Origin of the sequence: Pseudomonas lini, from assembly GCF_001042905.1 — a bacterium.
Classification (GTDB): Bacteria; Pseudomonadota; Gammaproteobacteria; order Pseudomonadales; family Pseudomonadaceae; genus Aquipseudomonas; species Aquipseudomonas lini.
This window is the reverse complement of the sequence record NZ_JYLB01000009.1, coordinates 37,405-61,393: the sequence shown is the minus strand read 5'-3', so window position 1 is coordinate 61,393 and position 23,989 is coordinate 37,405. Positions and strand designations below refer to the sequence as shown.

Annotated in this window: 8 protein-coding genes; 6 read left to right on the top strand and 2 right to left on the bottom strand. The window is 61.8% G+C overall.

All coding sequences use genetic code 11. The features are described 5' to 3' along the window. Positions 1–188: 188 nt before the first annotated feature. The 6 genes from pvdM to TU81_RS23515 all read left to right on the top strand — a co-directional run bounded on the left by pvdM (position 189) and on the right by TU81_RS23515 (position 9,143). The gene (gene pvdM, locus TU81_RS23540) at positions 189–1,559 is read left to right on the top strand and encodes a pyoverdine-tailoring dipeptidase-like protein PvdM (protein ID WP_038982326.1); all 1,371 of its coding nucleotides are present in this window, start codon (positions 189–191) and stop codon (positions 1,557–1,559) included. Further along, positions 1,556–2,842, top strand: a complete 1,287-nt coding sequence (gene pvdN, locus TU81_RS23535) for a pyoverdine-tailoring periplasmic protein PvdN (RefSeq protein WP_048396744.1) — start codon at positions 1,556–1,558, stop codon at positions 2,840–2,842. The genes pvdM and pvdN overlap by 4 nt, the downstream gene beginning before the upstream one ends. A 43-nt stretch (positions 2,843–2,885) precedes the next feature. Further along, positions 2,886–3,773 carry a dihydropyoverdine dehydrogenase gene (gene pvdO, locus TU81_RS23530; protein ID WP_048396742.1) on the top strand — a complete coding sequence of 296 codons (888 nt, stop codon included), beginning with the start codon at positions 2,886–2,888 and terminating at the stop codon, positions 3,771–3,773. A gap of 201 nt (positions 3,774–3,974) precedes the next feature. After that, positions 3,975–5,624 (top strand): cyclic peptide export ABC transporter, encoded by a 1,650-nt coding sequence (locus TU81_RS23525; protein WP_038982323.1) that lies wholly within the window; start codon positions 3,975–3,977, stop codon positions 5,622–5,624. Positions 5,625–5,739: 115 nt separating this feature from the next. Beyond that, positions 5,740–8,220 (top strand): TonB-dependent siderophore receptor, encoded by a 2,481-nt coding sequence (locus TU81_RS23520; RefSeq protein WP_082157874.1) that lies wholly within the window; start codon positions 5,740–5,742, stop codon positions 8,218–8,220. A 563-nt stretch (positions 8,221–8,783) separates the two neighbouring features. Beyond that, the gene (locus TU81_RS23515) at positions 8,784–9,143 is read left to right on the top strand and encodes a DUF6124 family protein (protein WP_048396738.1); all 360 of its coding nucleotides are present in this window, start codon (positions 8,784–8,786) and stop codon (positions 9,141–9,143) included. 134 nt (positions 9,144–9,277) lie between these two features. Here the strand turns inward: TU81_RS23515 and TU81_RS23510 are convergent, their stop codons facing one another. Next, a complete protein-coding gene (locus TU81_RS23510) occupies positions 9,278–10,234 on the bottom strand; it encodes an alpha/beta hydrolase (protein WP_038982320.1) in 957 nt (318 codons plus the stop codon). Positions 10,235–10,309: 75 nt separating this feature from the next. After that, positions 10,310–23,980, bottom strand: coding sequence for a non-ribosomal peptide synthase/polyketide synthase (locus tag TU81_RS23505; protein WP_048396736.1), 13,671 nt, complete (start codon positions 23,978–23,980; stop codon positions 10,310–10,312). Between the last annotated feature and the right edge of the window lie 9 nt (positions 23,981–23,989).

The window sequence follows — 23,989 nt, the reverse complement described above, 5'->3', positions numbered from 1 at the left end:
AAAGATCAAGATCAAAAGATCGCAGCCTTCGGCAGCTCCTACAAAGGGATCGCATTTCAAATGTAGGAGTTGGCGCAGCCTGCGATTTTTTCAACGGCCACCTAAATTCCTGCATCGGTCACTCGTTCTTCCCAGATAGCAAAGGCCCCTGCGCCTGCACCGGGGCGGCGAACCTGACTGAGATGGCGATGAAAAAAACACGTTCGAAAAAAGCGCTGTACCTCGGCCTGCCACTGGCCTTGGCGATCAGTGCCGGCGCAGGCTGGCTGGTCTGGGATTACGGGTTCAAGGACAACCCCGGCTACCCGGTCAAGGTCATGAAACAGGCCACCGAACTGCAGGGGCGGATCCTTTCCTTCGACAGCCACATCACCGTCCCACTGAGTTTCGGCGCCCACGGCAACGAGGCCGACAAGGACGGTTCCGGCCAGTTCGACCTGATCAAGGCCAACCGTGGCCGACTGTCCGGCGCGGCCCTGACAGTCTTCGGCTGGCCGGAAATGTGGAACGGCCCGAACGCGCCGCACAGGCCCACCGACGGTTTCGTCGAAGAAGCACGCAACCAGCAGGAAGTGCGCTACAAAATCATCTCCGGCCTGGTGCGCGATTTTCCCAATCAGGTCGGCATCGCCTACACCCCCGACGACTTCCGGCGCCTGCACGGCGAAGGCAAGTTTGCGATTTTCATCAGCATGCTCAACGCCTACCCGCTGGGCAATGACCTGAGCAAACTGGACCTGTGGGCCGCTCGCGGCATGCGCATGTTCGGTTTCAGCTACATCGGCAACAACAGCTGGGCCGATTCGTCACGACCGCTGCCGTTTTTCAACGACTCCCCCGATGCCCTCGATGGGCTGTCGGACATCGGCAAACAAGCGGTGCAACGCCTCAACGATCTGGGCGTGATCATTGATGTGTCGCAGATGTCGACCAAGGGCCTGGAACAAGTGGCGCAACTGAGCCGCACGCCAATGGTGGCCTCGCACTCGGCGCCACGGGCTTCGGTGGACATCCCGCGCAACCTCAGCGACAAAGAGTTGCAGCTGATCAAGAACAGCGGCGGCGTGGTGCAGGTGGTCGGTTTCTCGCAATACCTCAAACCGCTGACCCAAGACACACAGGACAAACTCAACGCCCTGCGCACGCGTTTCGATTTGCCGCCATTGCCCAACCTGGCGATGGCGCTGATGCCGGGCGATCCGATCATTACCGCCTGGTCCGAACAGAAGCTCGGTCAATACGCCAGCGGTCTGTACGCCATTCTCGAAGAAGAGCCCAAGGCCACGCTCAAGGACCTCGGCGACGCCATCGATTACACCGTGCGCAAGGTCGGCATCGACCACGTCGGCATCGCTTCGGACTTCAACGACGGCGGCGGCATCAAGGGCTGGGAAAATGTCGGTGAAATCCGCAACGTCACCGCCGAACTGATCCAGCGCGGTTATTCCGAAGCCGACATCGCCAAGCTCTGGGGCGGTAACTTCCTGCGAGTCTGGGAACAGGTGCAAAAAGCCGCGAAGCCCACGCTGATTTCTCGCCAGGAACCGGTCAAGCCATGAGTGACCGTCGTACCTTTCTGAAACAGGCCGGGGTCCTCGCCGCCGGCCTGCCGTTGGGTGCCAGCCTCGGCTCACCGGTCGCCGCCGCGCAGATGCAAACCCAGCCACGGGACAAATGGGCGCAATTGCGTCACTTGTTCGACCAAGACCCGAACTACATCCACTTCGCTAATTTTCTGGTGACCTCCCACCCCAAACCCGTGCGCGAGGCCATCGCCCGTCACCGCGCCGCTCTCGATCTGAATCCCGGGCTGGCCATGGACTGGGACTTGGGTGTGACCCACCAGCGCGAAGAAAACGTGCGGCTCTGGGCCGGTCGGTATTTGCAGGCCAAACCGACACAGATCGCCCTCACAGGCAGCACCACCGAAGGCCTGGCGATGATTTATGGCGGCGTACAGGTGCGCCCCGATCAGGAAATCCTCACCACGGTTCACGAGCATTACTCCACGAACAACATCCTGCATTTTCGCAACCAGCGCGATGGCACCCGGGTGCGTAAAATTCAGTTGTTCGAGCAGCCACAGTCGATCTCGGCCGATCAGGTGCTGGATACCATCAACCGCAACATCCGCCCCGAAACCCGCGTGCTGGGCATGACCTGGGTGCACTCGGGCAGTGGCGTGAAGCTGCCGATCAGCGTCATCGGCGGACTCGTCGATGAACATAATCGTCAGCGCGACGACAAGGACCGGATCGTTTACGTGGTCGACGGCGTGCACGGTTTCGGCGTCGAAGACCTGAGCTTCCCGGCGATGAACTGCGACTTCTTCATTGCCGGCACCCACAAATGGATGTTCGGCCCCCGCGGCACCGGCATCGTTTGCAGCCGCAGTGAAGAGCTGAAGTACGTCAGCCCGAGCGTGCCGACCTTCTCCGAAGCCACGACCTTTTCCACCACCATGTCCCCGGGCGGCTATCACGCTTTCGAACATCGCTGGGCCGTGGACGAAGCGTTCAAATTGCACCTGCAACTGGGCAAGGCCGACGTCCAGGCGCGCATCCATCAGCTCAACAGCTACCTGAAACAGCGCTTGCTGGAGCAACCGGGCGTCGAACTGGTCACCCCGGTCGATCCGAAATTTTCGGCGGGGTTCAGCTTCTTCCGGGTCAAGGGTCAGGACGGCGATGCGGTGGCTGCTCGCCTGATGCAAAACCGGATTGTCAGCGATGCAGTCAGCCGCGACGTCGGCCCGGTGATCCGCACCGCCCCCGGCTTGCTGAATACCGAAGCCGAGGTGGACCGTTTTATCGACGTGCTGAGCAAAAAGCGCTCCGCATGAACCTTCGCTGCGAGGCACAGTTTTCCTTTAACCGAGACGACTTATGAAAACCCTCCCTATGCCCTCTTCCCTGCGAACCCTATCGGCCCTGGCGCTGACCGCACTGCTCGGCGGCCTGCTGCCCGGCACCGCCCAGGCCGCGAACCCGCCTGCCCCCGGCAAGGTGTTCAAGGACTGCAAGGACTGTCCGGAAATGGTCGTGCTGCCCGCCGGCCGCTACACCATGGGCACGCCAGAGGATGAAGTCGGCCACCAGCCCGATGAAGGTCCGCTGCATCAAGTGACCTTCACCCGCCCCTTCGCCATCAGTCGCTTCCAGGTACTGGCCGGCGAATGGGACGCCTACGTGCGCGCCACCGGCAACACCCCCGCCGACTTCGATGATCGCCCGGGCCGTCGCTGCACCGCCGGCAAACCCAGCTTCAAACAGACCGCGCGCCACCCGGCCGTGTGCATGAACGTGGCCGAAGCCGAGGGCTACATTGCCTGGCTGTCGAAGAAAACCGGTCATGCCTATCGCATGCCCAGCGAGTCGATTCGTGAGTACGCCGCCCGCGCTGGCAGTACCGGGTCTTTCCCGTTTGCGTTCGATGAAGGCGCCGACTACCAGATCTCGAAAAACGCCAACACCTACGGTGCCGCCGACGGCTACAACTTCACCTCCCCGGCCGGCACCTTCCCGGCCAACGCCTTTGGTGTGTTCGACATGCACGGCAACGTTTATGAGTGGGTCGCCGACTGCTATCGCGAAGACTATGCCGGCGTGCCCACCGATGGCAGCCCGTGGCTGGAGCAGAACTGCAAACGCCAGGTCATGCGTGGCAACGACTGGGGCGAAGCGCCGGTGTTTTCCCGCTCCGGCAATCGCAACAGCAGCCTGCCCACCAGCAGCGGCGACTGGCTGGGGTTTCGCGTAGTGCGTGAGCTCTGAATCCTTTGTGGCGAGGGGGCTTGCCCCGCTTTTCGTAGGAGCCAGGCTTGCCGGCGAAGGCGTTCTCAAGGACGCCTTCGCCGGCAAGCCTGGCTCCTACGGGCATTACCGTCTTTAGCCGTTTAAATAAAGTCCGCAACCATTCGTTTTCCTTAAGTACCGGCACTCCCTCCGCACTCCGCATCGAAGCAGGAATCCTCCATGACCAAGCCAACGCGTGGGGCGATCAACGAATTGTTCGCCCTGCTCAAGCCCTTCCGGCTGATCGTCTCTGTGTCCATCGTGCTCGGCATGATCGGTGGCCTGAGCGTCACCGTGTTGCTGGCGACCATCAACAATGCCCTGCACTCCGCTGACGGGCTGACCCGCACCGTGGTAATGATTTTCGCCGGGCTGTGTGTGCTGGCGCTGTTGACCTCGATTCTGTCGGACATCGGCACCAACTACGTCGGTCAGCACATCATCGCCAGGCTGCGCAAAGAGCTGGGGGAGAAAGTGCTGTCGGCGCCGATCGACCAGATCGAGCGCTACCGCAGCCATCGGTTGATCCCGGTGCTGACCCATGACGTGGACACCATCAGCGATTTCGCCTTCGCCTTCGCACCATTGGCGATTTCCCTGACCGTGACCCTCGGTTGCCTCGGCTATCTGGCGATGCTGTCGTGGCCGATGTTTCTGATGATGCTGGTGGCCATCGCCATCGGCACCACCATCCAGGCCATCGCCCGGGCCAAGGGCATGCGCGGTTTCTACGCGGCGCGAGACTCCGAAGACGAACTGCAAAAGCACTACAACGCCATCGCCGAAGGGGCCAAGGAACTGCGCATCCACCGCCCTCGGCGTCAGCGCATGTTCGTGTCCGGCATCCAGAAAACCGCCGAGAAAATCTGTGACACGCAGATCCGCTCGATCAATACCTTCGTCATTGCCAAGTCGTTCGGCTCGATGCTGTTCTTCGTGGTCATCGGCCTGGCGCTGGCCCTGCAATCGTTCTGGCCCAGTTCCGACAAAGCCGTGATGAGCGGTTTTGTGTTGGTGCTGCTGTACATGAAAGGCCCGCTGGAACATTTGGTCAGCACCCTGCCAATCATCAGCCGGGCGCAGATTGCGTTTCGCCGGATCGCCGAGCTCAGCGAACAATTTTCCTCCCCGGAACCGCACCTGCTGCTGGAAGACCAGGGCCACAAACCCGGCCCGGTCCACAGCCTGGAACTGAGCAACGTGCGTTACGCTTTCCCGCCGGTGGAAGGCAGCGAGCCCTTCCGCCTCGGCCCGGTCAACCTGCGCATCGAACAAGGCGACATTGTGTTCATCGTCGGTGAGAACGGCTGCGGCAAAACCACGCTGATCAAACTGCTGCTGGGTCTTTATGCGCCCACCGAAGGCGAGATCCGCGTGAACGACCAGCCGATCACCGCCCTCAACCGCGATGACTACCGGCAGAATTTCACCACGATATTTGCCGACTATTACCTGTTCGATGACCTGATTCAGGGCGACCGGCAAGTGCCGCAGGATGCCACGCGCTACCTCGAACGCCTGGAGATCGCGCACAAGGTCAGCGTGCGCGACGGCGCATTCAGCACCACCGATCTTTCCACCGGCCAGCGCAAACGCCTGGCGCTGGTCAATGCCTGGCTCGAAGAGCGGCCGGTGCTGGTGTTCGACGAATGGGCGGCCGATCAGGACCCGACCTTCCGCCGCATTTTCTACACCGAACTGCTGCCCGACCTGAAGCGCCTGGGCAAAACCATCATCGTCATCTCCCACGATGACCGCTACTTCGACGTAGCCGATCAACTGGTGCGCATGGAAGCCGGCAAGGTTAAAAGCGAACTGCAACCCGCGTAATCGACGAGGCCGTGGCCGGTCGGAAAAATATTTTTTTCCGGTTTGCCGCGGCCTCCTCGTCTTAATGAGATGAATAAGAACCATTACCAACTATACCTGCCAAGGTCTTAACCTCATGTCCGCATCTCGTTTCATGCTTCGACCTCTGACCCGCGCCCTGTTAATAAGCAGCACGACCCGCTCGCGCATGACGTCTACCGGCCTCGGCCTGGCGATGACCCTGGCCATGACGCCGTATGTTCAGGCCCAGGAATGGACCCTGAACATCCCGGCCCAGCCATTGGCTCAGGCGCTGCAGACCCTCGGTCAACAGACCAGTCTGCAAATCATCTACAGCCCGGAGAGCATTCAGAGCCTGCGTTCCAGTGCCCTCAACGGCCGCTATCAGGACGATGATTCGCTCAGCGCGATGCTCAAGGGCACCGGGATTCGCCATCAGCGCGACGGCAACACGGTCACCCTTCTGGCGCCGGCCACCGGCAGCGCGATGGAACTGGCACCGACCAGTATCAACGGTCAGCGATTGGGTGCGACCACCGAAGGCAGCAACTCTTACACCACCGGGGCGGTGACCATTGGCAAGGGCGAGCATTCGCTCAGGGAAACCCCGCAGTCGATCACCGTCATCACGCGCAAGATGCTCGATGACCAGAACCTGAACACCATCGAACAGGTCATGGAAAAGACCCCGGGCATCACCGTTTACGATTCGCCCATGGGCGGCAAGTATTTCTACTCCCGCGGTTTCCGCATGACCGGCCAGTACCAGTACGACGGCGTGCCGCTGGACATCGGCAGCAGCTACGTGCAGGCCGATGCCTTCAACAGCGACATGGCGATCTATGATCGGGTCGAAGTGTTGCGCGGCGCGGCCGGGATGATGAAGGGTGCCGGGGGCACCGCAGGGGGGGTGAACTTTGTGCGCAAGCGCGGCCAGGACACCCCGCACACTCAACTGTCGTTGTCTGCCGGTACCTGGGACAACTACCGTGGACAGGTCGACACCGGCGGCCCGCTGAACGACGCCGGCACCATCCGTGGCCGGGCCGTGGTGACCCAGCAGACCCGTCAGTATTTCTATGACGTGGGCGAACGCAGGGACCAGATCTACTACGGCGCGCTGGACTTCGACCTGAGCGACTACACCACCCTGGGCCTGGGCATGGCCTATGAAGACGTCGATGCCACTCCGTGCTGGGGCGGCTTGCCGCGCTACGCCGATGGCAGCGACCTGAAGCTCTCTCGCTCCACGTGCCTGAACACCGCCTGGAACAACCAGCGCAGCAAACGGGCCACTTACTTTGGCGACCTGAAACACGAGTTCAACGACAACTGGGCGCTGAAGGTCGCGGGGGTTTACTCGAAAAACACCCAGGACATGGAATACGCCTTCCCGAGCGGAACGGTACCGGTTGGCGCCACCAGCACCAATACCCTGATGATCGGCAGCATCTTTGACTACGATCAGGTCGACTACGGCCTCGACGCTTATGTGGACGGCAAGTTCGACGCATTCGGCCAAGAGCACGAGCTGATCGTCGGAGCCAACGCCAGCCGCTCCCACAAAGATGACTTCTACGCCGTGGCCCTCCTGCCTGATCGTCAGGATGTGCTGAACCCCAACCATCACCTGCCCCAGCCGGATGAAAGTTTCTACCTGGCCAACGCCACCCGGGGTGGTCCGGTGGACATGCGGATCAAGCAATACGGCGCCTACTCCACGGCACGCCTGAAACTGGCCGACCCGCTGACCTTCGTACTGGGCAGCCGCGTCAGCTGGTACAAGTCCGAAACCGACTCCGTCTCGTTCTGGCGCGGCGAAGGCACACCGATCAGTTCCGAGGCCAAGGAAACCGGGCAAGTCACCCCGTTCGCCGCGCTGCTGTTCGACATCAACGACAACCTGACCGTCTACACCAGCTACGCGGATATCTTCACCCCGCAAGGCAACTACAAGACCATCACCGGTTCGACGCTCAAGCCATTGATCGGTCAGAGCTATGAATTGGGGATCAAGGGTGAATGGTTCGACGGTCGCCTGAACAGCTCCTTCAACCTGTTCCGCACCGTCCAGAAAGACGCAGCCCAGGATGACCCGGCCTGCCCGGACAGCAGCTGCTCGCAGAACTCCGGCAAAGTGCGCGCCCAAGGCTTCGAAGCTGAAGTCAGCGGTGAAGTCATTGACCGCCTGCAATTGCTGGCCGGCTACACCTACACCCAGACCAAGGTGCTGGAAGACGCCGACGCCAGTCAGGACGGTGTGTCGTATAACTCGTATGTGCCGCGCCACCTGCTGCGCGTGTGGGGCGACTACGCCCTCAGCGGTCCGCTGGAGCGCGTTACCGTCGGTGCCGGCGTCAATGCCCAAAGCAGCAACTACCGCGTCTCGCCGAGTAGCGGCAAAAATATCACCCAGGCTGGCTATGCGGTCTGGAACGGTCGCGTCGGCTACCGCATCGACGACACTTGGTCCGTGGCACTGAACGGCAACAACCTGTTCGACAAGCGCTACTACGCCACGATCGGTTCCGAAGGTTGGGGTAACTTCTACGGTGAACCGCGCAACTTCGTGATGTCGGTCAAGGCTGACTTCTGATTGCAGCGCCAATGAAAACGCCCCGCAATGCGGGGCGTTTTTTTGTGCGGGAAAAGGACGGTGGTTTAACTGAAAGTTCGAGGGTGTTCCAGCGGGCCTCTTCGCGAGCAAGCCCGCTCCCACATTTGATCTCAGGCGTACACAGATAGTGTGTTCACCGAAGATCCCCTGTGGGAGCGGGCTTGCTCGCGAAGAGGCCAGTCCATCCACCACAAGACACAGTCAGACCACTAAACAAGCACTGTTTAATCGACACTTCCAGATACTCACTCAGGCTACACATTCTTGCGCCGTTGCCTACGACTGCGCCAGAATCCGCTGGCTTGTGCGTCTAAGGGCCGGGCTCTATCGTTTCCGGGTCGCTGATCAATCAGCGATCGGGTTTAGCAGCCCGGGTCATCTCTAGACGTACAACGTTAGTCGTTCATGTTATGGCGGCTTTGCGTGGGGCACTTCGGTGCGCCGGGTTCTAGAGTCCTGGTCTGCTAACCCGCGTACAGCCGCCACCTCTTTTTCGTTTAGCAGCGATGTGTAGCGGCTCCACAACTCTAGGAGTTTCATCTATGTTCAAACCTACGCCAAACCCTCCGAAAACCGACGACGTTTCCCCCTACGAATCCCTCGATTCCAAAAAACTCAACGAAGCCGCCGACCGCGCCCTCGATTACCACCTCAAGCCATCCATCCCCCAAGACACCAAGCGCAAACCCAGCACCATTTACCATGTGGGTGAGAAGGTCGATAACGAAACCCTGCTGGTCAACGCCTGTGAAACCCTGGCGTCAGCGAGCATGATGCTCAGTGAGTTCGCCGGGTTGATGGACATGCCACATCGCAACATGATGCTGGGGATTCAATCGGTGGTGATGCTCGGGGAGTTGGCCGTCAACCGGGTGCTGGATAACTACGATCCGCGAGGCTAACAGACGCACTGATCGTTCCCACGCTCTGCGTGGGAATGCCTCAACGGACGCTCCGCGTTCGGCTTTAGAGGGTGGGACGCGGAGCGTCCCGGGCTGCATTCCCACGCAGAGCGTGGGAACGATCAATGTCGGCATCAACCCAAATGCCGACTCAGCGCCCGACTCAAGCGTTCATGCACGCTCAGCACATCCGGCATCACCGAGGCCAGCCTGAGCAAATCATGGGTCAGGCCCGGGCAATGTTCGAGTTCGACACTCACCCCCTGCGCGCGCAGTTTATCGACGTAGGCCTGGCCTTCATCGAGCAATGGATCGAACCCCGCCAGCAGCACAATCGCCGGCGCCACACCGCGCAGATCCTCAGCCAGCAACGGTGAGAAGCGCCAGTCCAGCAGGTCTTCGGGGCTGCGGGCGTAGTGCTGGTAAAACCACTCCAGCGTGTCGTTCTCCAGCAAATACCCTTCACTGAACAACAAACGCGAATCGTGAGTGCGCGACGCATCAGTGACCGGATAACACAGCAGTTGCACCTTGGGGACGATGGCCACGGTGTGTGGCTGAACCACCGCTTGCAAGGCCAATACCGTCGCCAATGTGGCACCGGCACTGTCACCGCCGAACGCGACACGACCGGCATCCAGCCCCAGGGCCAGCGCCTGTTCCGCCAGCCAGGACAAGGCGTCTTCACCGTCCTCCAGCGCCGTCGGGAAACGATGCTCCGGCGCCAGCCGATAGCCAACCGACAACACCGCACACGGCGTACGTTGGCAGAATTCGCGGCAGACTCCGTCATGGGAATCCAGGCTGCCCACTACAAAACCACCGCCATGGAAATACACCAGCACCGGCATCGGTGACATCGCCCCGCTCGGACGATACAAACGCAACGCCAGCGGCGCACCGTCCCGCGCCGTGGTATTGACCTCCAACACGTCAAGATCCTGAGGAGCATCCCAACGCAATTGCGCCGTGGTTTGTTCGAAAATCGCCCGGGCCTCGACCGGTGTCATTTGATGCAGCGCCGGCAGGCCTGCGTCCTGGCCGTCTTGCGCCAGGTCGAGGAAGGCTTCCAGATCAGGGTGTAACGACATCGAAAAAATCCTTATGTCCGTAAAAAGGGGCGCGCCTGAGCAACGCCCCTCCAGCAATGATTAAAGCCCCGGCACTCAGCCCACCCGCGCCATGCAATGCTCGATCAACGCCTCAAGCTCGCGCTGATAATCCTGCATGAACGACTCCATGGTGCTGGCTCGATAACGCTGGGTGCTGTAGATGCAACGCAGCGCCAACTGACCGTCGTACACCTGACCGACAACCTCCAGCCAGTTGCCCAGATTGGCCTGCAGGCTGTAGTTGTCGCCGGTTTCTTCCAGCGCCGGCACCAGCAACGCTTGCTCGTCGAAGCTCTGGTCGAACTGCCCCAGATAGTTGAACGTCACCCGTGCCTGCGGCAGGTCGGCCAATTGGCGGGCCAGTTGCGGGCCGGCCAGATGACGCAACACGCCGTAGCCGATGCCCTTCTGTGGGATGGCCGCCAACTGCGCCTGTACGTTGATGATCGACGCACCGATGTCCGCGCTGTCGGGAGTGAGCCGGACCGGGAACATGCTGGTGAACCAGCCCAGGCTGCGACTCAGGTCGATGTTCTCGAACAGGTCCTCGCGACCGTGCCCTTCCAGCAGAATCAGCGCCGACGGTTGTTCGCTCCAACGACACAACGCCCGACTCAGGGCCGACAGCAGCAAATCGTTGATCTGCGTGCGATAGACCGCCGGCGCCTGCTTGAGCAACTGCTCGGTGTGCTCGCGGGACAACTTGAGCCGCGCCTGAGCCTGGTGACGCACCTGATTCTTGCCGCGACGGTTGTCGCACGGCAGGTCGATACCCGGCTGATCCAGTTGCTCCAGCCAGTAGTTCAATTCCTGCTCGGCAATCACCGGCGCCTGCGCCTGCAGGGCTTCGGCAAATGCGCGATAGCTGCTGGTGCGGATCGGCAATTGCGGTTCGATGCCCATCACGCAAGCCTCGTAGGCCACCTTCAAGTCATCGAGCAGAATCCGCCACGACACGGTGTCAACCACCAGATGGTGGATGACCATCAACAGCCGCGCCTGGCCGTCCGGCAAGGCGATGTGCACCACGCGCCAGGCCGGTCCATCGTCGAGTTTGAGGCTGCGCTGCGTCAGGTTGGCCAAGGCTTCGACCTGCTCACTGTTCTCGGCCTCGCGGCGCCAGAGCACCGGCTCGCGGCGCTCGGTCGGTGCGGCATAGCGCTGCAACCAGCGTCCGCCTTCCTGACAGAAGCGCAGGCGCAAGGTGTCGTGGTGGTTTTCGATCCAGCCCAGCGCTCGTTCCAGGGCATCCAGATCCAGAGTCTGACGCGCACTCAGCAAAAACGACTGGTTGTAGTGATGAGACTCGGCCATGCCCTCGGCAAAGAACCACTCCTGAATCGGCAGCAGATTGAACAACCCTTCACTGGCCACATGAGTGAGGTCTACCGACGGTTGCGCGGTGCTCGCCTTCACCACGTCCTGTTCGACGATGCCGGCGATGGTCTGGTAGCGCATCAGATCGCGCAGCTTGAGTTCCATCTGCAGGGTCGGGTGGTTCCTGACCCGGGAAATCACTTGCAGGCTCAGGATCGAGTCGCCGCCCAGTTCGAAGAAGTTGTCGCTGATACCGACTTGCTCCACCTGCAACACCTGCGACCAGATCTCCGCCAGCAGTTGTTCCTGCTGATTGCGCGGGGCGACGTATTCTTCGCTTTTGAATTCCGGCTCGGGCAATGCCTTGCGGTCGAGCTTGCCGTTGGGGGTGATCGGGAAGGCACTGAGGCAAACGATCTGCGCCGGCACCATGTATTCAGGCAAGGTGCTGCGCAGACCAGCCTTGAGTTCATCGCCCAGCTCCTGCCCAGCATCGGTGACGACATAACCGATCAGTTGCTTGCCGGAGGCGTTGTCCCGGGCGATCACCAAGGCGTCGCTGACCTGCGCCAGTTGCCGCAGGCTGGCCTCGACTTCACCGAGCTCGATACGGAACCCGCGCACCTTGACCTGATGGTCGATACGGCCGACGTAATCGACCACGCCGTCCTGGCGCAAGCGCACCAGGTCGCCGGTGCGGTACAACCGCTCGCCGCCAGCAAACGGGTTGGGCACGAAGCGTTCGCAGGTCAGGTCTGGCCGACCGTGATAACCACGGGCAACCCCGTAGCCACCGATGTACAACTCGCCGGCAAAACCTGGCGGCAGCGGATTGAGTTCTTCATCCAGCACATACAAGGAACGCGCGCCCACCGCCCGGCCGATCGGCGCATAAGCCGCTTCGCACTGCTGGCTCACCGGCACTTTCCACAGCATCGGCGTGACCACGGTTTCCGTCGGGCCGTAGCCGTTGGTGAAGTACTCGGGACGCAGCGCCGCCTTGACCTGTTCGAAAGTCTGGTCCGGCACCGCATCGCCGCCGAAGCAGTAGATGCGCACCGGTGGCGGTGCGATACCGCTGGCCGCGGCGTACTCGGCCAGTTGCTTGAGGTAGGCCGGCGGGAAGCAGGCGATGGTCACGCCGTACTCGTGCAGTGCCTGATAAGTCTGCTCCGGCGTCCACAGGCAACCGTCCCGCACTACCAGCCGACCGCCGCTGTACAGCGTACTCAACCAGCGCTCATGAGCACCATCGAAGGCGAACGACATGAAGTGCAGCTCGCAGCTGCGGGTGTCCATTTCATACAGTTTGGCGATGGCCTGACAGTGCATGCTCAGGGGGCCCTGGGTGACCGCCACGCCTTTTGGCCGTCCGGTAGAACCCGAGGTGTAAACCAGATAGGCCAGCCCTTGCTCCAGCACGCGACACACCGGCGCCTCATCGCCATAACGGGATTCGTCGAGGTGATCCAGCTCAAGGCGCAACAGGCCCTCGGGCGCCGGTAACGTCGTCCGCAGGCTGCTCTGGGTCAGCAGCAGCGCCATGCCGGAATCTTCGATCATGTACGCCAGACGCTCCGGTGGATAATCAATATCCAGCGGCACATATGCGGCGCCGCTTTTGAGCACGGCGAGGAAGCTGACGACCATTTCCAGCGAGCGCGGCAGTGCCACGCCGATCACCACTTCCGGCCCCGCGCCATGCTCGATCAAGCAGTGAGCCAGACGATTGGCCCGGCGTTCCAGCTCGCCGTAGCTCAAACTCTGCCCGGCGCATTGCACCGCAATGGCCTCGGGCTGACTCAAGGCGTGTCGGCTGATCAGTTCCGGCAACAGCTGCGGCTGATGATCCGCCGGCGGCTCGGCGCTCCAGGTTTGCATCGCCTGCCATTGTTCAGAAGACAGGCGCTGCAGGTTACCCAGGCGTTCGTGAGGCGCGCGCATCATCGCCTCAAGGGTGTTTTCCAGGGTCAGTCGAATTCCTTCCACCGCCTCGGCACTGAAGTGGCTGCGCAGGTACAGGTATTCAATCGACAATTCGTCGCCGAGCGTCACCGCCAGGTCCATCGGCACGTTCGTCACGTCATGGCCGATGGATTTGCCGAAGCTCAGGCCGGTATCGTTGTCCTCTTGCAGGCGGTCGTCGATCGGGTAGTTCTCGAACACGATGATGCTGTCGAACAGCGCCTGCCCGCCCAGGCCGGACCAGCGTTGCACGTCCGCCAACGGAGCCTGGGAATGGTCGCGGATATCCAGGTTGTAAGCCTGGATCCGGTTTAGCCAGTCTGCCAGAGGCTGATCCGGTTCCAGCGTCTGAATGATCGGCAAGGTGTTGATGAACAGCCCCAGCATGTTGCCGACATTGGGCAAACTCTCGGGACGCCCGGACACCGTGGCACCAAAGGTCACGGTGTTTTTCCCGGTGTAGCGCTGCAACAGCAGCAACCATGCGCCCTGGATCAACGTGTTCGGCGTAATCCGCAGATCGCGGCAGAACTGCAGCAGACGACCGGTCTGTTGCGCGTCCCAATGGGAGTAAATGGCGTTGTGGCCGGGTTCATCGGACACATGCCGTGGATGGATGGCCTGGCTCAACGCCGTCGCCTCGTTGACCGGGGCCAACCGGGCTTTCCAGAACAGTTCCCGGGCGTCCTGGTCCTGGGCTTGCAACCAGGCGATGAAGTCGCGGTAGCGGCCGTTTTCTGCACTGATTTCACCCTTGGCGTAGTGCTGGATCACCTCACCAAACAGCCGCGAGCTGCTCCAGCCGTCCATCAGGATGTGGTGACTGGTCCAGACCATCTGATACTGATCTTCAGTGCTGCGAATCAACAACACTCGCTGCAGTGGCGCCTGGGTCAGCTCGAAGCCTCGCGCCCGGTCCTCGGCGGCCCGCGCGGCGATGTCTGCCTCGCTGGCGTCGCGATTGCGCCAGTCGAGCACCTGCAAATCGAGTGTCGCCTGACGCTGGACAATTTGCAGCGGTTTGGCCAAGCCATCGTGCCAATGGAAGCTGGTGCGCAGGATCGCCTGACGCTCGATGACCGCCTCCCAGGCCTTACGGAAACGCTCAACATCCAGACCGCCCACCGGCAGACTGATCTGATTGACGTACAGGCTCGATCCATTGTCCGACAAGGTATGGAACAGCATGCCCTCTTGCATCGGCGACAGCGGATAAATGTCTTCGATCCGGGACGGAGCTACCGGCAAGGCGTCCAGTCGGGACTGATCCAGATGCGCCAACGGGAAGTCCGACGGCGTGACTCCATGGCTGTCCGGCTGGCAGCAATGCTCGATCAGCAACTCCAGTTCCCGGGCGTATTCCTCGGCCAGGCGTTCGATGGTCGAGGCGTTGAACATGTGCGTGCTGAACGACCAGCCGACACTCAACTCGCCGCCGTACACCTGGCCATTGAGCGTCAGCCAGTTACCCAGCAGCGCATCGTTACTGTGCTCTGCGCCCTTGACCTCATCGGCCGGCACAAACAAGGCACCGCTCTGGCTATCGAAGCTGCCATCGAACTGGCCCAGGTAGTTGAAGGTGATACGCGGTGTCGGCAGGGTCCGCAGCGACGCCTGGCACGCCTCGTCACCCAGATAACGCAGCACACCGTAACCCATGCCACGATCCGGAATCGCGCGCAGTTGCTCCTTGATTTGCTTGATCGAGCCGGCCAGCTCCTGGGTCGGGGTCAATTTGACCGGGAACAGGCTGGTGAACCAGCCTACTGTGCGGGTCAGATCGAGGCCGTCGAACAAATCTTCACGACCGTGGCCTTCGAGCTGAATCAGCACCGACGACTGTTCGCTCCAACGGGAGATCACCCGTGCCAGTGCCGTCAGCAACAGGTCGTTGACCTGCGTGCGGTAAGCCGCCGGGGTCTGTTGCAGCAGTCGTCGGGTCAAGGTCGGGTTCAGGCGACTGTAAAGCGTCAAGGCATGGCGGCTCTGCAGGCTGCCCTGGGGGTTATCTTGCGGCAGCGGCGCGCCGTCCGAGCGCTGCGCCTGCCAGTAAGGCAGTTGTTCAAGCAGCGATTCACTGCGGGCGTGACCTTGCAATTGCTCCGCCCAATGCTTGAAGGACGTGGTCTTGTCCGCCAATGCCAACGGCTCGCCGGCCAGTAACTGGCGGTAGCTGCCCTGCAAATCTTCCAGCAGGATCCGCCACGACACACCATCGACCACCAGGTGATGAACGATCAACAACAAGCGCTGTTCGCCCTCAGGCAAATCGAACAACACCGCGCGCAACAACGGGCCTTGTTGCAGATCCAGACTGCGTTGGGCGTGTTCGGCGACGCGTTCCAGGTGAGCGGCATCACTGACCGATTCCAGCCACAACGGCGACAGGCGCTGTTGTTCCACGGTCCGATAGCTCGCCGACCAGCTGCCTGGGGTTTGTGTAAAGCCCAGGCGCAGGCCGTCGTGATGATCGATCAGCGCGTGCAAGGCCTGCTCAAGCGGCGCGGCCACCAGAGGGTTCAACGGTTTGAGCAGCACCGACTGATTCCAGTGATGACGCTGCGGCAAGGGTTGTTCGAAGAACCATTGCTGAATCGGCAGCAACGGTGTCTCACCTGTCACCGGGCCTTGATCGGTTGGCGCCAGGGCTTTGCCGAGCTGCGCGACAGTGGCCAGCCCCTGGACGGTCTGCTGCTGGAACAGATCCTTGGGCGTGAAGCTGATTCCCTGCTGACGCGCCCGGCTCACCACCTGAATGGAGATGATCGAATCGCCGCCCAGGGTGAAGAAGTTGTCGGTCACGCCGACCCGCGTAAGTTTCAGAATGTCTTGCCAGATCCCGGCAATCTGCTGTTCCAGCGCGGTGCGCGGTGCCACGTAATCGCGTTGCAGCGGGTTGGCGCCCGGGGTCGGCAAGGCCTTGCGGTCGAGTTTGCCGTTGGGGGTCAGCGGCAATTGTTCGATGAACAACCATTGCGCCGGCACCATGTAATCCGGCAGATGTGCCTTGAGGCCGGTCTTGAGTGCCTCGCTCAGATCGTCCTGCTGTTGCGGGCTAAGATCGGCCTGCGTCGGCACCACATAGGCCACCAGTTGCTGACCGCTATGGCCTTCCACCGCCAGCACCACGCCTTCGCGCACGCTGTCGTGGGCCAGCAGGCGTGCTTCGATTTCACCCAGTTCGATACGGAACCCGCGCACCTTGACCTGATGGTCGATGCGGCCGACGTATTCGATCAGGCCGTCGTCACGCAAACGAGTCAGGTCGCCGGTGCGGTACATCCGCTCGCCATGGCTGGCCAGCGGGTTGGGCACAAAACGCTCGGCGGTCAGGCCCGGGCGGAACAGATAGCCACGGGTAATGCCGTCGCCGGCCAGGTACAACTCGGCCGCAACGCCAATCGGCGCGGCCTGCAACTGGCCGTCGAGCAAGTGCGCGGTGGTATTCACCAGCGGCCGACCGATGTTCGCCTGACCGCCGGCTTCGCGGCGGGTGCAGGTCGAATAGGTGGTGTCTTCCGACGGCCCGTACAAATCGTAAACGTGCTCGACCGAGGTCTCACGGTACAGCGTGTCCACCAGGCCTTGCTTGAGCGGTTCACCCGCAAGATTGATGATGCGCACACCTGAAGGGATCTGCCCGGCGCGCTGCAAGGCCGCGATGGCCGACGGCACGGTGTTGATCAGGCGCACCTGATCGCGTTCCGGCAGGTCCGGCAACTCCAGGGCGTTGCGCGCCATGATGATCGAGCCGCCGCGGGCCAGGGTGACGAAAATCTCCCACACCGACAGGTCGAAGCACACCGAGGTCGAGGCCAGTACGCCTTGCAGATCCTCCTCGCTGTACACCTCGTGCGACCAGTGGATCAACGCCTGCACGTTGCGATGAGCAATCGCCACGCCTTTGGGTTTACCGGTGGAACCGGAGGTATAAATCACATACGCCAGGTTGGCCGAGTCGATCCGGCCCTCAAGGTTGTGCGGTGCCTGGTCGGCGAAGGCCTGACCGCCCGCCTCGACCCACACCCCTTGGGCTTGGGTCTCGGGCAACTGCGACAGCAAGTGCGGCTGGGTCAGCAACACCCGCGCCTGACTGTCGTCGAGCATGTAGGCCACGCGATCCGCCGGATAGTCCGGGTCCAACGGCACGTAGGTGCCACCGGCCTTGAGCACCGCCATCAAGGCAATCACCAGCTCGGCGGAACGGGGCATCGCCACGCCCACGCGGATTTCCGCACCGACACCCAGCGTTTGCAGATGACGGGCCAGTTGATTGGCGCGGCGATTGAGTTCGGCATAGGTCAGCCCAGCACCGGCATGCCGTAAGGCAATCGCCTGTGGCCGCGCTTCGACCTGGGCTTCAAAGCCCTGATGGATCAAGGCCTGGGCCGGGTACGCCGCATGATGGTCATTCCATTCGGCCAGCGTGCGCAGCTCGCTCGCCGGCAACAGGCCGATCTCGCCCAGCAGGCGTTGCGGTGCGTCGAGGAACTGGCGCAGCACTTCTTCCAGATGAGCGGCCAGGCCGGCAATGCTGCGCTCGGCGAAGTGCTCGGTGAGGTAGTTGAAGTCCAGGCTCAATACTTCGCCGGCACCGGCGATCAGCGTCAGGCCGTAGTTGGTTTGCTCACGGTGTTCGAGACCGCTGAAACGCAAGCCGCCCGGATTGGCCTCCAGGGTGTCGGACACCGGGTAGTTTTCGAACACCAGCAAGGTGTCAAACAACGCTTCGCCGTTGAGCGCCGCCAGGCGTTGAATGTCTTGCAATGGCGTCTGTTCGTAATCGCGCAGCAGCAGGTTTTTGTCCTGCACGCTGCGCACCCAGTCGCTGACACTGCAGGTCGCTGGCGGGCTGGCGATTACCGGCAGGGTATTGATGAACAGGCCCAACTGTTGCTCGATACCCGGCAGGTCCACCGGGCGACCGGACACCGTCGCGCCGAACGCGACACTGCTTTGCCCGGTGTAGCGCTGCAACACCAGCAGCCACGCGGCTTGCACCAGGCTGTTGAGCGTCACTTGCTGCTGACGCGAGAAACCGTTGAGGCGCTGGGTGAAGGCTGCGTCAAAGGTCAGCTTATGCACGCCTTTGCCGGGGCCGGGCACGGTTTGTCCGTGGCAGGCCGAGGCCAACCGCGTCGGTTCGTCCAGTTCGGCCAACTGCCCGCGCCAGAAGGCTTGCGCCGCGTCCTTGTCCTGGCGTTGCAGCCAGGCCAGGAAGTCGCGATAACGGCCCTGCGCACTCGGCACCGGATGCCCGGCGTAATCCTGCAGCACTTCGCCAAACATCCGCGAGTTGCTCCAGCCGTCCATGAGAATGTGGTGGCAGGTGAAGATCAGGCGATGACGGTCATCGGCGGTGCGCAGCAGGCACAGGCGTAGCAGCGGCGGATTCTGCAAGTCGAAACCGCGTTCGCGATCGGCCAAGGCACGGGCCTCAAGCGCGGCTTGCAAGTCCGGTTCGGCGCGCACATCCACTTCCGGCATTTCCAGGGTCAGCTGGCGATAGATCACTTGCAGCGGTGTATCGAGGCCGTCGCGGCCCCAGATGAAACCGGCGCGCAGCACTTCATGACGATCCACTACCCGCTGCCACGCTTGCTGGAAGCGCGGTACGTCCAGACCGTCGATATCCAGCAGCATCTGATAGACGTAAGCGCTGGCATCGGCGTCGTACAGGCTGTGGAACAGAATGCCCTGCTGCATCGGCGCCAGCGGGTAAATGTCCTCGATCCGCTGCGCCGCAATCGGCAAGCTGTCCAGATGCGCCTGGGACAACCCGGCCAGTGGCACATCGGAAGGGGTCAGGCCGCCGCTCGGATGGCTCAGGCAATGGTCGATCAACTCACCCAGCGCAACTTCATAAGCGCGGGCTAAAGCGTTGATGGTCGCCTCTTCGAACACGTCACCGCTGTAGGTCCAGGTCAGGCTCAATTGCCCTTGGTAGACACGGCCGTCGATGGTCAGCCAGTTGCTCATCGGCGCCTGTTCATCCTGCCCGGCGCCCTTGTCTTCGGTGGCCGGCACCCACAGGGCGTCTTCGTCGAAGTTGTTATCGAACTGCCCCAGGTAGTTGAACGTCACCTTGGGTTGGGACAAGCCGCTCAGGGCTGCTTGCGCAGTGTCGTTGCCCAAATACCGCAGCAAGCCAAAGCCGATGCCTTTGTTCGGGATCGAGCGCAGTTGTTCCTTGATGCCCTTGATGGACGCTTCGAGGCTGGCCTGCGGAGTGAGGCGCACCGGGAACATGCTGGTGAACCAGCCCACGGTACGGCTGAGGTCGAGGTCATCGAACAGGTCTTCGCGGCCATGCCCTTCGAGTTGCACCAGGGCGCTGTCGGAGGCGGTCCACTCACACAAAACCCGGGCCAATGCGGTCAACAGCAAATCGTTGACCTGAGTGCGATACACCGCCGGCGCCTGTTGCAGCAGTTGCCGGGTGCGTTCGGCATCCAGACGCGTATCGACGCTGCGCTCGAAACGGTTCTGCAGTTGTCCATCAGGGTTGTCCAGCGGCAAGTCTGTCGGCGCTTCGGCCAGTTGCTCGCGCCAGTAATCCAGCTCGGTTTCCAGCCCGGTGCTGCGCGCATAACCTTGCAGGCGTTCGCCCCAATCCTTGAATGCCGTGGTCTTGGCCGGCAGGCGCAACGGCGTGCCGGCGCTCAGTTGCTGATAAGCGGTTTGCAGGTCTTCCAGCAGAATCCGCCACGACACACCATCGACCACCAAATGGTGGATCACCAACAGCAGTCGCTGACTGGCGTCGGGCAAATCTACCAAGGCCGCACGGATCAACGGGCCGTCGCTCAGGTTCAGGCTGCGCTGCAACTCCAGGCACAGCGCTGGCAAGGCCTCGCTGTCAGGCAACGCCACGGTGCGCAGCAGTGCGTTCGGCTGATCGACGGCGGCATGTTCCTGCGCCCAGCCACCTGCGGTCTGGCGATAGCGCAGACGCAAGGCATCGTGATGCCGTTGCAGATGTTCCAGGGCCTGCTCCAGCGCAGCCGCTTGCAGAGGTTCGGCCGGGGTCAGCAGGATCGACTGGTTCCAGTGCTGACGCTGGGGAATGTCGGTGGCGAAAAAGTACTGTTGAATCGGGGTCAGCACGGCAGCGCCAAGCACATCACCTTGCATCGCCTGCACCGCATCGCTCTGCTGTGCGACGGTGGCCAGGCGTTGCACGGTCTGGTGCTGGAAGATGTCCTTGGGCGAGAAGCGGATGCCCGCCTGACGCGCCCGGCTGACCACCTGAATCGAGATGATCGAATCGCCGCCCAGTTCGAAGAAGTTGTCGTTGAGCCCAACCCGCTCGACTTTCAGCACGTCCTGCCAGATCTCGGCCAAACGCTGTTCGAGCTCGCTACGCGGCGCCGCGTAAGCTTCTTGCACCAGGCTCACATCGGGGTTGGGCAGTTGCTTGCGATCGAGCTTGCCGTTGGCCGTCAGCGGCAGGCGGTCGAGGAACACCCAGCTGACCGGCACCATGTAGTCCGGCAGGGTTTCACGCAATTGCGCCTTGATCAAATCGCGCAAGCCGCCATGGGCATCTGCGTCCAGTGGCTCGTTCGGCACAATCCAGGTAGCCAGTTGCTGCCCACTGAGCCCTTCGACCGCCAGCACCACGGCTTCACGCACGGCGTCATGGTTGAGCAATTGGGTTTCGATTTCCCCCAGCTCGATACGGAAACCGCGAATCTTTACCTGATGGTCGATACGGCCGATGTACTCGATCACCCCGTCGCCACGCAGTCGCGCCAGGTCGCCGGTGCGGTACAAACGTTCGCCGGCCACAGGGTTAAACGGATCCGGGACGAACCGGGTGGCGCTCATGCCTGGCTGGTTCAGATAGCCCCGCGCAAGCCCGGCCCCGGCGATGTACAACTCGCCGATACAGCCTTGGGGCACCAGGTTCAGCGCGTCATCGAGCAAGTACCACGACAGGTCGACAATCGGCTCGCCGATCGGGCTGCTGTGGGTCTGTTGCAAGTCCGCCATGGACAGTGGGCGATAGGTCACATGCACGGTGGTTTCGGTAATGCCGTACATGTTGATCAGAGTCGGCGCGCGGTCGCCGAAACGCTCGAACCAGGGGCGCAGGCTCTGCACTTCCAGCGCTTCGCCACCAAACACCACGTAACGCAGCGCATGGTTGCGCGACGAAGCACTGGCCACCTGCATCAGCGGTTTGAACGCCGACGGCGTCTGGTTCAGAACGGTGACCTGTTCATCGCAGAGCAAGGTGTAGAACTCTTCCGGCGAACGGGTGACGTCGTGGGGCACCACCACCAGTTTGCCGCCGTGAAGCAGCGCGCCGAAAATTTCCCAGACCGAGAAATCGAACGCGTAGGAATGGAACAGCGTCCAGCTGTCCTCGGGGCCAAAACCGAACCAGTGATCGGTGGCGCTGAACAGGCGAATGACATTGCCATGGGGCAGCAACGCGCCTTTGGGCTTGCCGGTGGACCCGGAGGTATAAATCACATACGCGAGGTTGTCAGCGGTGGTGCGGCAAGGAGGGTTGGCGGTGCTGCTGTCCTGCGGAGGTTGATTCAGGTCCAGACAGGCCAGCCCCGGTGGAATCGGCAGCTGCGCCAACAGGTGACCCTGGGTCAGCAACAGCTCGATCCCGCTGTCCTCAATCATGTAGCGCAAACGGTCGTCGGGGTAGCTTGGGTCCAGCGGCACATAAGCGCCACCGGCCTTCAGCACAGCAACAATGGCGACGATCATGTCCAGCGAACGCTCAACCGCCACGCCCACTCGAACATCGGGGCCGACGCCACGGGCGATCAGCTGATGCGCCCATTGGTTGGCCTGTTGATTGAGTTCGGCATACGTCAGCCGTTGCCCGGCGAACACCACCGCTGGCGCATCTGGACGACGCTCGGCCTGAGCCTCGATCAACTGATGAATGCACTGGCTGACCGGGCGCGCCATCGGGTTCGGGTTCGGGCTCGGGTTCCAGTGCGCGAGAAGTTGTTGTTGCTGCGCGTCATCGAGCACCGGCAGCTGGGCAATGCGCTGGGTCGGGTCCTCAACGATTGCACGCAGCAGGTTGCGCCAATGCTGCGCCAGACGTTCGATGGTCGCAGGCTCGAACAAATCGGTGGCGTATTTGAGCACCGCTTCAATGCCATGGGCCTGTTCGGTGGTGTTCAGCACCAGATCGAATTGCGCGGTTGCGCTTTGCCACTCCAGCGGCTCGATGCTCAAGCCGTTCAACCGCGTCTCGACACTGATCCGGCTTTCGGCCTGGTGATTGAACATCACCTGGAACAACGGGCTGTGACTCAGGCTGCGGCCTGGCTCCAGGGCTTCCACCAGTTGTTCGAACGGCAGGTCCTGGTGCGCTTGGGCTTCCTGGGCGGTTTGCCGAACCTGGCGCAGCAGATCGACGAAGCTGGCTTGCCCGTCGACGTCCGCCTTGAGCACCTGGGTGTTGACGAAGAAACCGATCAGACGCTCGATCTCCACGCGCCCGCGGTTGGCCACTGGCACACCGACGCGAATATCGGCCTGGCCGCTGTAGCGGTGCAACAAGGCCTGGAACGAGGCCAGCAACAGCACAAACAGCGTGACGTTTTCCCGTCGGGCAAAGGCCTTGAGGCTGTCGCTCAGTACCGGGTCCAGAATCAGGTTATGGCTGGCCCCGGCAAAGCTCTGCTCCACCGGACGCGCACGGTCAGTGGGCAACTCCAGCACCGGCTGCTCGCCGCCGAGCTTGTGTTGCCAGTAGGCCAGTTGACGTTCCTGTTCGCCGGCCTCCATCCACTGCCGCTGCCACAGGGCGTAGTCGGCGTATTGAATCGGCAAGGCCGGCAGCCCGGCGTCATGCCCGAGGTTGAAACCGGCATACAGCTGCACCAGTTCCTCGATCATCACCTGCAACGACCAACCGTCCGACACGATGTGGTGCAGGGTCAGCACCAGCACGTGATCATGCGGGGTGACTTGCAGCAGGGCCGCGCGCAACAGCGGGCCGGTCTGCAAATCGAAAGCTTGCTGGCTCTGGGTCTGGACGAAGGCCTGGATCGACGCCTGCGGGTTTGCCGCCAGTTCAGGGCTCAGCTCGTGAATATCCAGGGCAAACGATCCTGCGGGCAGGATCGTTTGCAAGGGTTGCCCGGCGTCTTGAGTGAACACCGTGCGCAAGGTTTCGTGACGTTCGATCAGCGCCTGGACGCTGCGCTGCAACGCGGCCACATCCAGCGGGCCCTGCAAGCGCAGGGCCGTGGGAATGTTGTAGGCCGCGCTGTGCGGCGCCCATTGCCAGAGAAACCACTGGCGCTGTTGAGCGTAGGACAGCAACAACGGTTCTTCAGCCGTGCGCTTGAAAACCGGGGCAATGTCAAAAAGGTTGACGCCTTTCTGCTTGAGCAGAACCGCCAGAGCCTTTCTTTGCTTAGCCGAAAGTTGTCCTACCGACTCGATTAACTCTTGCACGCGTTGTTC

Excerpts from the sequence above, each read along its gene's own strand:
- pvdM (WP_038982326.1), top strand. The coding sequence starts at position 189 with ATGAAAAAAACACGTTCGAAAAAAGCGCTGTACCTCGGCCTGCCACTG.
- pvdN (WP_048396744.1), top strand. The coding sequence starts at position 1,556 with ATGAGTGACCGTCGTACCTTTCTGAAACAGGCCGGGGTCCTCGCCGCC.
- pvdO (WP_048396742.1), top strand. The coding sequence starts at position 2,886 with ATGAAAACCCTCCCTATGCCCTCTTCCCTGCGAACCCTATCGGCCCTG.
- TU81_RS23525 (WP_038982323.1), top strand. The coding sequence starts at position 3,975 with ATGACCAAGCCAACGCGTGGGGCGATCAACGAATTGTTCGCCCTGCTC.
- TU81_RS23520 (WP_082157874.1), top strand. The coding sequence starts at position 5,740 with ATGTCCGCATCTCGTTTCATGCTTCGACCTCTGACCCGCGCCCTGTTA.
- TU81_RS23515 (WP_048396738.1), top strand. The coding sequence starts at position 8,784 with ATGTTCAAACCTACGCCAAACCCTCCGAAAACCGACGACGTTTCCCCC.
- TU81_RS23510 (WP_038982320.1), bottom strand. The coding sequence starts at position 10,234 with ATGTCGTTACACCCTGATCTGGAAGCCTTCCTCGACCTGGCGCAAGAC.